Genomic DNA, 13290 nt, shown 5'->3' with positions numbered 1-13290 from the left:
ATCACCTCCTATATAGAGTAGACAGAAACCCGGAACAGCCTCAGCTATTCCCGAATCATCCGCTCTACCAGCCGCCTTGTCCGATTCAAAAAAGCAATAAACTCGGCACGCGTCACGAAATCATTGGGGCGGAAATAAATGACGGGCTTCCCATCTCGGGTAATGACCGTGATTAGCCCGAGATCGGCCATTTCCTCGATGTTTTTTTGCGCCCAATGTCCTTCAATATCTTGAAATTGAAAACGTGATTCGCGTTCGATGGAGTCTTTTTTGATGAGGATCAGATCGACGGTGACGCTGTAGCGGCGTCCCGCCTCAAGTACATGGGGGGTGATGGATTCCGCGCTTCCAAGGAAAATACTTCCCTTTTCATCGTAAAACTTGTGGGTCCAGCCTGCGTAGCTCAAGTAATCGTTATACGATTCCTTGTCTGGAAAAAGCAAGGTCAATGAACACTGGTAGCTGCTAAAACCGGAGTGGTGGATGTGAGAGGGAGCGTTGATGATTTTGATTTCGCGCAAGGAAGGCTGGGGACTTGGCGGAGAATACGGCTCGATAAGTCGGGCGTTTACTTCTATGAACTCGAACCCTGTATCGACGAACAGCTTTTTTTTGTAGCGCTGATTGGCGGTGCCAAAGGCGTATTGTTGGGTCATCATTGTACCTCCTTACAATCTTGTGTAGCTCGAGGCGATGCCAGAGCGGACTTGTTGGCTTAATTCGGTAGAAAGGCTTGCTTGTGTATTGCGAACGGCTTCGCTGACGGTTGAGCCGAGGCGTTGAAGGTCAGCTTCCGTCCCGCTCATATTGGCGATGGTAATGTTCACATTGCTGTCGCCGCCATAGGTAAGGTCGTAGGTGCTATGTGTTGCATTTGCGGTTTGCATGCCCCAGTAGGTCAGCGGCTGCAAGCCGTCGGGCATGTTGAAGGTTCCTTTGGTGGGCCGCTTGGACATGTGCAGAGATACGAGATTGTCGTATTTGGCTTTTTCGAGGCCTTTTTTTAAGTTCTCGATGTCTTTCTTGAATGTCTCATTCATTTGGTTCCCGGACAAAAGGCGATCCAATTCAGAACTCGTCGCATCGAAAGTCTCATTGATACTGCGTAAATATTCTTCATCAAGCTTCTTTACTACTTCAGAATTTGCGCTGTGACCCGCCAAGATTGCTTTGTTTCTGTCGATCGAGTATTGAAGTTCTTTACTTTCCAGCTCAGAGCTCAGCTTGTCCTTCACGGAATTAATTTTTGTGCCGGAGGTATGGTTGTTTTTATCGAGGTTATTTTGGGCGATAGAAGCCTTTATATCAGCGATTACTGAGTCTACTACGTCAGAGGCATCTGAACCCTTAGGAATTTTAGCGAATACCTCTTCAAAAAAGGCTAAGTGTTCATTCCGTTTCGTATTAATACCACTGTAGTAATCATCATAAGCTTTCAGCATTTCTGGAGAATCTTCGGATTTACCTTGATTTCTTAGAGTAGCCTGCGTTCTCTCTAATTCGGATCTTAATTTGCCTTCCTCTAGAGAGAGGCTTTCCAGATGATGACCAACCACTTCTTTGCCAAGGTCGAGTGTTTTGACCTCTTCCCATGAAGTAATTGGGGTATTGTCGAGCTTGGAGTCGCTGTCATCGATATCGATAAGCAATGAGTTCTTGTTTTTTTCTTCTTTGTTTTTGTACGCAGCGCTGTATTTATCGAATTCGAGTTGAGCTTCCTTCTCGTCCAGCTGGAGGGTATTACCTAACTCATTTTTGAGGTCTTTGCCATCATATTTGTAAGCAGCTTCGAAAGCGTTATAGTAATCGCTAAATGAAGGAGTAGTGCCACCCAGTAAGTTGATCAAACCATCTCCAAGACCTGTAAGAAATGTCGTTGCAAAAAAAGCATGTTTTAAACCAGGAGGCATTTTGTCAATACTCACGAAGTCATCCACGAGGCCTTTTTGATTTTCCAACACTCTGCTTTGTCTCTGGGAATCGGACATAAACATAGGTTGCAGCCAATCTTTGTTAAGACTATCCACAAAATTTAGCGCCGTGATCCCAACGCCTACGAGACCTGCACCTTTTAACAATTTTCCGGCGTTTTTTAATCCTTTTCGCCATAGTGGTACTCTCTCGGGTGTATTATCGGGAGGCGTTGAATCTCGGTTTGCTCTCTCTCGCGTTTGGATTTCCCGTGTGGAGCCCGACTCATCCGTACCTTCCGCCGTTTCGTCTGATTCTTTCTTGTCGGCATTCTTTTTTCCTTTCAAGAACTTTTCTCGTATCTTCGTCTTGAAATCCCCCGAGAACTCCTCAAAAGCGAGAGCAGCAACAGGAGCGAGTCTGCTAGCAGTAGAGGATGAACTGCTTGCGGCTGGAGCTGAGGAAGCAGCCTGAGGACCTGCTGCGGCAGTCGGAGGTTTGGGTACAGCCGTCGACAGTGCTTCTGTCAAATCCTTCAAGGCTTCTCGTGTTTTCTGGAGCTGTTTTTCCTGCTGTTTTAAGTCACTGGTCATTTTCTTGATTTGCTCATCAGTAGCAACGGACGTATCAGAGAGGGCACGCAGTCTCTCATCCAGCGAAGAGACGGCAGGAATCAAGGTGGTAATCGTGTTCTGCAAACCACCAAGTGCGCGCTGGACCAAAAGGATTCGACTTGTGAGCAAATGTGCCTGACGTTCTACATCGCGCATCTTCAGCCAGAGCAGATGCAACTGTTTCAGCAGCTTTTTCTCTTCTGCAATCAGTGCTTTTAACAATCTGTCATTGTACGGATACAAATCTTGTACCTTTTTCTGTTCCAACCTGTTGCGAATCAATCGAGTGCGGGCTGCCTGATAAGAAGACAGATTTTGCAATTGCCAAGACTGGATTTCCATTGCTTCTTGTGTAAAGGGAGAAGAGGATTGACCAAGCAGTGCGGTAACGCGTTCTTGTCTTCGCTGCTCACTTCCTTCATGAAGATTGCGCCGGGCTTTGACGTAGGCGGCTTTTCCGCCGTATTGATCCGCATCCGCAGCATTTTTCAACAGTCGTACAGCGAGCGATAATTGGCTCTGGCTTTCTCTCATGCGCTGAAGGAGGTGGACCAAAAGAGTGGGAAAGCTACCGGGCTGATTTTTAAACATATCGAATGCTTCAAGGGAGGTTGCCTGCCAGATGGTTTGCATCCGGGTTTGGGGAGCAAGAGGGTCATCTGGTAACAGAGCTGCTTTCTCCCGAATATCGGCTACCGTTGCATGCGGATCATTTGATTGGCGAGAGGACGTATAGTAGGCTCTGGTTACTTCTTCAAGGCTGACGGCATGTGTTAGTGCAATATCCCGCAGGTCTTGTTTGACTCCTGATCGCAAGTATTCGCGCAAAGCAAGTGCTACTTCTTCCACTTGTTTTTGATCCGTCGTTCGTCCTGAAAGGCGTGCATGCGCCAAATCCATCATATTTGTATCTTTGAATAAAAAATTGCGCTCTGCCTTTTTTAACAGGCGGTTCAAAGATTTCGCTGACTCCCAATTTTCGATATCCATAGAGGTGATAAGCGTGTGAAGGCCGCTGCTCATCATGTTTTGCAACACATCTACGGCAGCCTCTTCCCATGCTTGTGGATGGAGGGTGCTTCTCGTGCCGTATGCTTTTTCCGTTCTTTTAACGGGAGCATCAGGAACAGTAGCAAAGCGGAACGGGGAAATGGCTCCTGTGCTTACGGACAGCCGGGAAGCAGAAGCAGCATGGAAAACTGGCTGAGACTCGTACTTACGGGAAAAGCTGAGCGGCTTCGACTCAATGTCGCGTATCATCTGGCGTAATTCATACAGTTGCTGATTGATTGCTTGAAAAAAGGGGGTTGCTTGCTCCGCTCGAAATGCGGATGCCGACGGCCCTACAGAACTCCGTGCAGCACTCGTTATGGAGCGGAGGGCATCGGTCAATCGTTGGGTTTCCATGAATATCACCTTCCTCAAAAGAAAAATCCCGTTCTGGTCTTAGAATAGACAGAAACGGGTTATAGACCACCTAACACTTTGCCAAGTACGGCAATATCGTCTTCGGAAATTTCCTGATAGTCTTGCGAACTAGATGCATGGGGAGAACTGGAAGTAGAATTCGTACCCTTTCTTCTCAAGAAAGGAAAACCCATGCGTGTTTCTACCTCAAATTGAATGTATTTGTTCACTCTCTTCATTAATTCTGCTACTTGGGGAAGGGTGTACTCCCAAATATCCCATTTCTTCAAACCACAGTCCTTATGGAGATGAAAAAATAGGTCGCCCCAATCAAGTGGCTCACCAGATTCCGTATCGCGAATGGTGGAACTGTCACCCTCGCCACTCTCTACTTTTTTAAGCCGTTTAGACCAATGAGAACGTTAATAAGCTTTTTGGCCGTCTCCAAATCACAATGTTCATCCAAGTACTCACGAGTAACCGTAGGGTAGTTGCGAAAGCCCAGAAGCAGGATATCGAATAAGTCTTCTTCCTTGTTTTCATACGGGAGAAAATTAAGGATAATCGCGTCGATATGAATGGTTCCTAGCTTTTTCATCAGGAGGCGGGCGTCTTTTAAGGTCACAGGCGGAATCCGGTAGGTTTTGCCGTCACGCAGCATGATTTCACTATCATCTTCAAAGAAAATAGCCTCTACCAGATCAGCCTCCTGCTGTTTTTTGATCCGCTCTACAGCTTCCTGGTTCATCATCTCTGCGTGTTTTTTTTCCAGATCTTCTTGGTGGTTTAGCACGGAAGAATCCCTCCTTGAACAATAGTAGATTGTATTTGTTAAATATATCTACTTGCTAAAATGCGTTGTCGTTCGCTATGATTCGTTGTAAGTTATTCCCTTTAAAAAAAGGAAGGCAAGAGCGAAGAGCCCGGAGCTCTCCACTCAGCCTGATTACCCTCGAAAGAGTTACACTTTTTTGGTCGATACGAAGCGTTTCACACTGCCTAGCTTGCCATCTGCCCGCTCTGGATCAATAACGGACAAGGAAATAGCGGAAGTACTGGCTGTGGAGCGGGCCGCATCGATCGAGAAGCTGCCTTTTGCCATGCAGGAGAACAGCTCTGTCTCAATGCCTGCATAGGTTCCATCCTTTTGCAGGAAGGAGCCGTGATGGACGACATGAACCGGGAATGGCACTTCATCCATCAAAATGTCGACGACGTCTACGGTTTCGGTTCGCTGATAGTTGAATACCACATCTTCATTAAGCAGGGCTGGGGAGAAGATAAGACGCGTTTTATTTTCACTGCCATCCTGGAATGTATCCACCATGAATTCGTCAGCTTTTGGAGCAGCAGACGTGCTCAAGTTTACTTGCTTCAACAGGCGATTGCTATTTTTCAGACGAACAGCAAATCCGCCACCGTTGAAGAGCTTGCCGCCAAACTCGACTTCACAAACACCAGCGTCACTACCAGCGGAAGCTGTGCGATCCAGACTGCCAGCAGTAACTGCTTTTTGCTCACCCAGTACATACACATAGTCGCTCTTTTGCTCTTGCAGCTTGGAGCCCATCATCAGCTCGAGAGCCGCCAGATCAAATTTGGCATCCGTTGCGGTAATCTCAATGCTTTTGGATTTGACGAGAGTGTCAATGGCGAAGAGCCCATCGCCGCCAAAGATATCCTCCATTTCAACATTCATGTCAATTTTCAGGTCCTGCATATTACCAAGTGTAATGACTTCGACGCCATTTCCATCTTTGGAAGCGCGTTTGGCAAGAAATTGACCGACACCTTTGATAATCATTTTTTTAGACAATGAAAGTCACTCCTTCTAGATAGGGGATTTGGTTGCTGTATCGTGTGAAAAGGGAACCGCGATCAGCTTGTCATAGGATAGACGGGGTTTTGAAATGTCTAACAAACTTGCAAAGTAAACTTCGTGATCAGTGTGAAACAGTACGCAGAGGAATGATCCGTATCGGATTCCTGCTGGGAGACAACATAGGTGTCCAAACCTTCTATTCCATTCATCGATAAGCTTTTGCCGTCTAAGAGATGGAAAAGATGGTTCGCGATTTGATGCGCCAGCTCGATATCGCCAGCCGTGATCACATCTAATCGGAAAAAGCTGGTGAGAAGGAGGGGATTATCGGTGTCGCGCTTTCCAGAGGTTGCGTAGAAGGAAAGGAGAGGCTTCGCAACATCAGATAGCGGAGCGAGTTTTCTTCGCTTGATAATCTGCTTGGACAGGGAGTCCTTGTCTTCGGAAGCAATTCCGAGTAATGCGAGCAATTGGCTATCCGTAGAAAGTAATTCATAGAGATGATGATAGAGGTCGACAACCATGAATGATTCACCCCCTTTTGATGGGAATTTTTTGGAACAAAATGTGCTCCTTCTACGTTCATAGGTTAGACAGATGGGGAAGATGTCTCCCTTGGAATACATATTCGGTCGTAAATAGCCAGGAGGTCATAACATTGAGAAGTGATAGGATACAAATCGTCATTCAACAAACGAAGGAAAAACTTTCTGCGAAGGCACTGGAAGATCATGAAGCCGTTGTCGGGATTATGGCGATGGCCAAAAACTTCATGATAAATGAAGAAAGTGTGCGTCACATTATTCACGAGGTTTTTGATGGAGATAAGGAACGGATGGCAAAGGCATTGACAGTAGCCAGCCATTTGATAGATGAAAGTTTGATACAAAAAATCATCTCAGATGTAAAGTAAGCCCGTCCACAGCGGGCTTTTTCTTTTTATAGGGAGATAACTCATTCGAAACTGTCTATTCTATTTCAAACAAATAAGAATCGAGGGATAAGAATGAGAGATTCCAAAAAAGCCATATTGTATGTCGTAATTATTGCTGCATTAGCTGAGTTTCTACTAGGAGAGGATATCGATCGCGAAGGCTGGGAGGAGCTCAGTGACGCACTTGGCATGTTGGGAATGGATCTGAATGAGGTTTTCTCAGAAAATGATTCCTTGCTGCTTGGACTTCAAAAAGTTTGTCAGGAATTTGGGAAGATGAATATCACAGAGGAAATGATAGAGGAATTATACGTAGAGGACCAGCTGGAATAAACGGCTGGTTTTTTTATTTCAAAATCCGCTTAATACATCGCTAATCGCTTCGTATAGATTCGACAACAGGCAAAAGGAGGGGAGAAACCATGTACTATCAGATTAGTTTTTCGGCAGATGGAGAGCAGGTGCAGGTCATGAAATATATGTCGACCCAAGACACACCTATAGCCGTTTTGGAAGAGTTCTTTCGCGAGCATGTTCAAATGAATCCTGAGTCCTTAAAAGGAATTGGGATCGTCAGGATCGGTGGGTAGTATGGCCTGCCAGGGATGTGATTATGAAAAAGCCTGCCAAAAGAAAATGACAGTCAATGACATCGTGTTGTCAGCAAAGGAACAGGATGTCGTGCCCATGACTTGTCGTTGTGTGGTTCATGACATTTGCCGCGATTGCCAATGGTACATCAAGCGCCAGTGTGCTTCATGGAAGATTTTGAATGGAAAAGTATTCACGGCTGGTACCTTGCAAACTTGTCCGAAAAAAGTTTTAAAAACGGGTTGCTAAAACCTTCCTCCCATTACCTAGTGTGATAGAGCAACTGTGAATAGGAGCATGAGGAGGGAAGTACATGACAGATCAACTTCACCAGATGGACGAGTTATTTTTTGCAGGGAAAGTCGATGATTTTTTACAGAAGGCAAAGGAAAACTGTGAAGCCAAACTGACCGGAATGACGTTTGCTGGAATGACCCACGATGATGTCGTTCAGGAGGTTCTCTTAAAGGTGTATCGCACGATGAAGGATTACGACCAGGAAAAAGCCAGAGTGACTACCTTTGTCGATCACGTGATTACGAATAAAATTCGCGACTGCTTGCGAAAAGCCGGCACGCAAAAAAACCTGACAAACAGTAATGCAGTTCTTGTTTCGGATGGAGATGAGAATGAAGAGGAAACGATGATCAGCCGTATTGCTGCTCCGATTGAGGAGTTTCGATATGAGGAAGTTGAGATGATGATCGACATCATGGAGTATATGAAGCTGTCCACGCGAGACAAGCTGATTCTCCAGATGAGAAGCGAAGGCTATTACCATGAGGAAATTGGCCAAAGATTCAATATCAGCAAGGAAAGAGTGTGTCAAATCATCAAGGCGATTTTAAAGCAGTACGGTGAGCTGTGAACATACACAAATAATCGATGAAAAGGAATGATCCAGCATGGCAGTTTTGTTGAAAAAGATGAATGAGGAATTGACCGAGGAGCTCTCCCATCAGGTCATTGGAAAATACGTACACGTTCCGACCAATATGCATACAACGCCTACAGTCGAAGGTGGAGAGGACGAGGTAAATATTTGGTTCGGCGGTTGCGTAGCGGGCATTGAAAAAGCAGTCATTGCCTTCGATTACGAAAAGCAGGAGTTTCGTGAGGAGCCGTTGACCTACACTAACTTTTTGCTGACAGACGGTATGGGATACACGGTGAATCGACTCCATTCCGAGATTTATGAGATTACAAAGGAAGAATTCGAGCAAATGCTAGCGGATCATCTGGCTACTCAGGCTGCTGAGCTTGAAGCAGAGAAAAAGCTTCGTGAAGCAGCAGAGGAAATCACGACAAATGAGGAGACGATGTAGTGCCATGAGACAACCCACGATTGTCGCTTTCGAAGGAATTGACGCCAACGCGAAGGAAGCCCAAGCGGCGTTACTGGAAGAAAATTTGATATGCCTCGGATATAAGGTGAAAAGAGTATCGTTTCCGCGTTTAGATACCCCAATCGGAGCAGTCATTGGCATGTGGCTTCGCTGCGAAATTGAGCTGGATGAGAAAGCAGTAGGAAAGCTTTTTGAAGCGGATTTTTTGGACTATCAGCGAGAAATGGCGAGGATTTCGAAGGAAAACGTTGATTTTATCATCATTGATCATTACGAACTGTCCAATTATTACTACTTCTATATAAAGGATACTCCCCTTTCCTGGTACGCCACGATGAGTGATTTGACAAAGCGACCTGATGCAACCTTTTTTCTGCGAACCGAAGTAGATGCGAATCATGCCACGCTGCTAAAGGTGCAGGAAGCCTATCTTTCCCTGGCCCATGCTTCGCGCCGATCGGTTTATACGCTGGATACAGCAATCGGAGTGGAGAGAATGCAGAAAAACATTCTCCAAGCAGTCCATCAGGTACATCTGAAAAAGCGAGTTACGTGCTAACAAAGTTATTCGGCATTGTTGCCGCAGTGTTCATTCCCGTCAATGCTGTACTGCCAGCCGTAGAAAAAGGACTGTCGGAGGTTCATCCTGTGATGAAATTGGCCATGGACACAAATAGGCAGTTGCATAGAAAAAAGGAGCTTTCAACCGTAATCACACAGGTTGCACCGAGACTTGATAAAGCAACAGTCGAGCTTTATACAGAAACGATTTTGGGATTATCCAATCAATACGAAATAGATCCGGTTTTGATCATGGCGATGATCTGGCAGGAAAGCCGTTTTCAGCACGACGCGATCTCCGGCAAGGGAGCAAGAGGATTATTACAAGTCATGCCACGCACTGGAAGCTCGCTGGGAGTTCACCCTGATGACCTGTTTGATCCCGTGATCAATCTACAAACAGGTATCAAATATTTAGATCTCTTGCAAAAGAAATATGGAAATCTTCGTTTAAGTATCATCGCCTATAACCAAGGCCAGGGAAATGTCGACCGAAATCGTTATCACGACGGCTACTATACAAAAGTCATGACCCATTACAAAAAAATGAACGGCTTATTAAGAGAATCATAGCAGGTAGGCTGGGAGGAGGAATTATGAGTGAGCATGCTGTGTTCGTAAAACAGAGATTGGGCAAGAAAAAAGAACAATACTCCTTGTATAACATGGAGAATATTCGCCGCTGCAAGGAAGACAGTGAGTTTCTTGGTGACGTTATACTCGCAAATGAAGAGCTCATTTGGCATTCTGTGCACAAATATATCGGAAAGCCTGAGACATTAGTGAAGCAATATTGCTTGGAAAAAGCGGATATCTTGCAATTGGGGAGAATGGGAATTATCAAGGCAATCAAAGCCTTTGATATCGCAAGAGGCGTGAAGTTTTCGTCCTTTGCAGTCATAACGATTGTGAGGGAGATCAACTGCTTTTTGCGAGATAGCGGAAATATTGTACGGCCGACTAGAACGGCAACAACGATTCTCCAGCACATCAGTAAAATAGAAGCAGACCTGGGATATCTCCCTACCATAGAGGAATTGTCCGTACTGTTGGGTGAAAATGTGGAGCAGATCAAAAAAGCGCTGGATGTCGGGAGACCTGTGAAGTATTTACAAGAGCCATACTTGAAGTCATCCGCCTCAAGCCATGAAGCTGCCACCGCTATGGACGTCTTGAAGGACGAAGGAAGAGACGTGGAAGAGTACGTGCTGGACAAGCTATTTGTTACCGCTTTGCTTGCGCAACTGCAAAATCAAATCTCTTCAAAAGAGTGGCAAGTCCTGCAACTAAGGATGGCAGGCTACAATCAGACGCAAACAGCAGATTTTTTAAATGTATCCCAAATGTGTGTATCAAGAACTATGAAAAAAATACAGAATATTTCGAAAAATAAACTTTCCTAATCTTATTTTTCAATCCCCACCCAAATAGGAGATAATGAAAGAGCACTCCTATTATGAAAAGAGGTCGATCACAATATGAAATATTACCGGCTCGGTGGCAGTGGATTGAAGGTATCGGCATTGGGATTAGGTACGAACTCATTCGGAGGGCGTGCGGATGAGCAAACGTCTGTAAGCATCATTCATACCGCAATCGAAAACGGGATTACCTTTATTGATACGGCAAATATTTACACACAAACAGAATCGGAGCGAATCATCGGGCTTGCGTTAGAAGGGAAGCGGCACGAGGTCGTTTTGGCGACGAAGGCTGGTTTGGTAAAAGGCGAAGGACCGAATCAGAGAGGTTCATCACGCTATCACCTAATGCTGGAATTGGAGAACAGCTTGAAGCGTTTGCGCACCGATTATGTGGACTTATATCAAATTCATACGTTTGATCCAGAGACACCTTTGGAAGAAACACTCCGCGCACTAGATGACATGGTTCGATCAGGGAAAGTGCGTTACATCGGGGCCTCCAACTATGCAGCATGGGAATTGATGAAGGCAATTGGCATCAGTCAGCGGGAAGGGCTGAATCGATACGTATCAACGCAGGTCAGCTACTCGTTGGCAGATCGGACACCGGAGCGTGAACTCGTACCGCTTTGTCTTGACCAGGGGGTGGGGATCATTCCGTACTTCCCGCTTGCTGGCGGAATTTTGACAGGCAAATATACCTCGGTAGAACAGGCCCCCGCTGGTTCGCGGGCGGACAAGGAGCCGCGCTTCGTCCGGTTGTTAAGTGAGGACAAGCTGGAGTTTGGACGCAAAATCAGTCAGGTCGCGGCGGAGCTCGGTGTATCCTCCAGTGTGCTGTCTTTGGCTTGGCTCATGCACAAACCGGCTGTCTCTTCGGTGATCGTGGGGGCGACCAATGCAGGGCAGCTCACGGATAATTTGCAAAGTGCAGCGTTGACACTGGATGAAGCGACCTTGGCAGAGCTGGACCGATTGAGTGACACGTATCGATACGGGGAACCATTTGCCGTATATCGTTTGCCGTAACAATGGTGACAGTTAACGACTAACATGCCCAGTCCCAAAGCCTCCTTAAAATAGGGGGCTTTTTTGCGTTTCAGCATAGACCTCGGAGCCATGAGGGATAGTAAACATATCCCGAACTGGAAAAAGAGTGATTCGAAATGATTGATACAGAAAAAAAATCTGCGCTTTTTCATTGCTCGTTGGACGAAAATCTGGAAAAGGTGAAGAAAGAGCTGGGCAACAGCACGGATCTTGTGACGCGGCAAGTGCGTCTGAAAGCAATCGATCAGGTTGTGGTAGGGATTTTGTACACCGAGGGTCTGGTCGATAAAAATATGATTAGCAGCTTCATGGAATCTCTTATGCTCCATGCAAAAAAGATGGACATCCCTGCGGAAACCGAGTGCAAAGAAAGATCATTGATACTAATGAAGGATTTCCTGCTGACGATCGGTGGAGTGGAAGAGGTCTATGACTTTGACCACTTGTATGATGCGATATTGACGGGGGATACCGTTATTTTGGTAGATGGATATTCCTACGGCTTTATCGCAAATACGAAGCAGTGGGAAGACCGTGGTGTTCAGGAGACTTCCGTGCAAACGGTGGTTCGGGGTTCCAGAGAAGCGTTTTCGGAAAACCTCCGAACCAATACAGCTTTGGTGCGCAGGCGGATCAATAATCGCAATCTTTGGTTGGAGACCATGCAGATTGGGGACATGACACAGACCAAAGTCGCCATGATGTATATAAAAGGAGTCGTGCAGGACAGCGTAGTGGCAGAAGTGAAAGAGCGGTTGGGGAAGATCGAGATCGACGGTATTTTGGAGAGCGGGAACATTGAAGAAATGATTCAGGATCATACCTTTACTCCGTTTCCGACCATCTACAATACAGAGCGTCCAGACTCGGTGGCAGCCGGGCTGCTGGAAGGCCGCGTTGCCATTTTGGTGGACGGTACACCGATGGTTTTGTTGGTACCAGCTGTCTTTGTCCAATTCTTCCAGTCTCCAGAGGACTATTACATGCGTGCAGATTTTGGGATCCTGCGCATTTTGCGGTTTATTTCTTTCTTTATCGCTTTGCTTGGTCCATCCATTTATGTTGCGATTACCACCTTTCATCAGGAAATGCTGCAAACCAACCTGCTCATGAGTATAGCAGCCCAGCGTGAAGGCGTACCATTCCCTGCTGCAGTCGAGGCGCTGTTGATGGAGTTTACCTTTGAAATGTTGCGAGAGGCAGGAGTGCGCATGCCGAGGGCGGTTGGATCAGCAATATCCATCGTGGGAGCACTCGTGCTGGGGGAAGCGGCTGTGCAGGCAGGGCTGGTTTCACCCGCTACGGTCATCGTCGTTTCCATTACAGCAATCACCAGCTTTGTCTTCCCTTCCTTTTCCATGTCCATTCCGATTCGACTGTTGCGGTTTGGTTTGATAGCACTTGCCGCCAGCTTTGGTTTTATCGGCATATTTGTGGGGATGATCGCCTTGTGCATTCACCTAAGCACCTTGCGCTCGTTTGGTGTCCCGTATATGGCTCCGCTGGCCCCCGTGAATCTGGCCGATCAAAAGGATACGCTGCTTCGGATTCCGATCTGGATGATGCATACGCGTCCTCATTTTTTGCGCCAGAAAAACAGCGTCAGAGAACGAAAAAGTAAAATATAGAC

General features: G+C 46.3%; 15 protein-coding genes. 10 read left to right on the top strand and 5 right to left on the bottom strand.

Annotation, left to right across the window (positions count from 1 at the left end; genetic code table 11):
* Nucleotides 1–44 precede the first annotated feature (44 nt).
* The 5 genes from KB186_RS16300 to KB186_RS16280 all read right to left on the bottom strand — a co-directional run bounded on the left by KB186_RS16300 (nucleotide 45) and on the right by KB186_RS16280 (nucleotide 6278).
* The gene (locus tag KB186_RS16300) at nucleotides 45–659 is read right to left on the bottom strand and encodes an S-layer homology domain-containing protein (RefSeq protein ID WP_232773989.1); all 615 of its coding nucleotides are present in this window, start codon (nucleotides 657–659) and stop codon (nucleotides 45–47) included.
* A 9-nt stretch (nucleotides 660–668) separates the two neighbouring features.
* Nucleotides 669–3932: a hypothetical protein gene (locus KB186_RS16295; RefSeq protein WP_232773988.1), complete on the bottom strand. Its 3264-nt coding sequence runs from the start codon at nucleotides 3930–3932 to the stop codon at nucleotides 669–671.
* A 388-nt stretch (nucleotides 3933–4320) separates the two neighbouring features.
* Nucleotides 4321–4725: a hypothetical protein gene (locus tag KB186_RS16290; RefSeq protein WP_173610647.1), complete on the bottom strand. Its 405-nt coding sequence runs from the start codon at nucleotides 4723–4725 to the stop codon at nucleotides 4321–4323.
* Nucleotides 4726–4893: 168 nt separating this feature from the next.
* Nucleotides 4894–5748 carry a hypothetical protein gene (locus KB186_RS16285; protein ID WP_173610646.1) on the bottom strand — a complete coding sequence of 285 codons (855 nt, stop codon included), beginning with the start codon at nucleotides 5746–5748 and terminating at the stop codon, nucleotides 4894–4896.
* Nucleotides 5749–5846: 98 nt separating this feature from the next.
* Nucleotides 5847–6278 carry a hypothetical protein gene (locus KB186_RS16280; protein WP_173610645.1) on the bottom strand — a complete coding sequence of 144 codons (432 nt, stop codon included), beginning with the start codon at nucleotides 6276–6278 and terminating at the stop codon, nucleotides 5847–5849.
* Nucleotides 6279–6412: 134 nt separating this feature from the next.
* On the opposite strand from KB186_RS16280, the gene KB186_RS16275 reads away from it, so the two are divergent.
* From KB186_RS16275 to KB186_RS16230, 10 genes are all read left to right on the top strand, one after another.
* Nucleotides 6413–6667 carry a hypothetical protein gene (locus KB186_RS16275; protein ID WP_173610644.1) on the top strand — a complete coding sequence of 85 codons (255 nt, stop codon included), beginning with the start codon at nucleotides 6413–6415 and terminating at the stop codon, nucleotides 6665–6667.
* A 93-nt stretch (nucleotides 6668–6760) separates the two neighbouring features.
* Nucleotides 6761–7021, top strand: a complete 261-nt coding sequence (locus KB186_RS16270; protein WP_173610643.1) for a hypothetical protein — start codon at nucleotides 6761–6763, stop codon at nucleotides 7019–7021.
* Between the two features lie 89 nt (nucleotides 7022–7110).
* Nucleotides 7111–7278, top strand: coding sequence for a hypothetical protein (locus KB186_RS16265; protein WP_173610642.1), 168 nt, complete (start codon nucleotides 7111–7113; stop codon nucleotides 7276–7278).
* Nucleotides 7279–7592: 314 nt separating this feature from the next.
* A complete protein-coding gene (locus tag KB186_RS16260) occupies nucleotides 7593–8147 on the top strand; it encodes an RNA polymerase sigma factor (protein ID WP_047072266.1) in 555 nt (184 codons plus the stop codon).
* A 37-nt stretch (nucleotides 8148–8184) separates the two neighbouring features.
* Nucleotides 8185–8604, top strand: coding sequence for a hypothetical protein (locus tag KB186_RS16255; RefSeq protein WP_173610641.1), 420 nt, complete (start codon nucleotides 8185–8187; stop codon nucleotides 8602–8604).
* Nucleotides 8605–8608: 4 nt separating this feature from the next.
* Nucleotides 8609–9184 carry a nucleoside/nucleotide kinase family protein gene (locus tag KB186_RS16250; protein WP_221866808.1) on the top strand — a complete coding sequence of 192 codons (576 nt, stop codon included), beginning with the start codon at nucleotides 8609–8611 and terminating at the stop codon, nucleotides 9182–9184.
* Nucleotides 9178–9759, top strand: a complete 582-nt coding sequence (locus tag KB186_RS16245) for a lytic transglycosylase domain-containing protein (protein WP_173610639.1) — start codon at nucleotides 9178–9180, stop codon at nucleotides 9757–9759. The genes KB186_RS16250 and KB186_RS16245 overlap by 7 nt, the downstream gene beginning before the upstream one ends.
* Nucleotides 9760–9782: 23 nt before the next feature.
* Nucleotides 9783–10589: a sigma-70 family RNA polymerase sigma factor gene (locus KB186_RS16240; protein ID WP_173610638.1), complete on the top strand. Its 807-nt coding sequence runs from the start codon at nucleotides 9783–9785 to the stop codon at nucleotides 10587–10589.
* 75 nt (nucleotides 10590–10664) lie between these two features.
* A complete protein-coding gene (locus KB186_RS16235; protein WP_221866809.1) occupies nucleotides 10665–11639 on the top strand; it encodes an aldo/keto reductase in 975 nt (324 codons plus the stop codon).
* Between the two features lie 137 nt (nucleotides 11640–11776).
* Nucleotides 11777–13288, top strand: coding sequence for a spore germination protein (locus KB186_RS16230; protein WP_173610636.1), 1512 nt, complete (start codon nucleotides 11777–11779; stop codon nucleotides 13286–13288).
* Nucleotides 13289–13290 lie beyond the last annotated feature (2 nt).

Origin of the sequence: Brevibacillus sp. AF8, assembly GCF_021270385.1 — a bacterium.
Classification (GTDB): domain Bacteria; phylum Bacillota; class Bacilli; order Brevibacillales; family Brevibacillaceae; genus Brevibacillus.
Note: the sequence above shows the minus strand (reverse complement) of the source record. Positions and strands in the feature narration are given on the sequence as shown.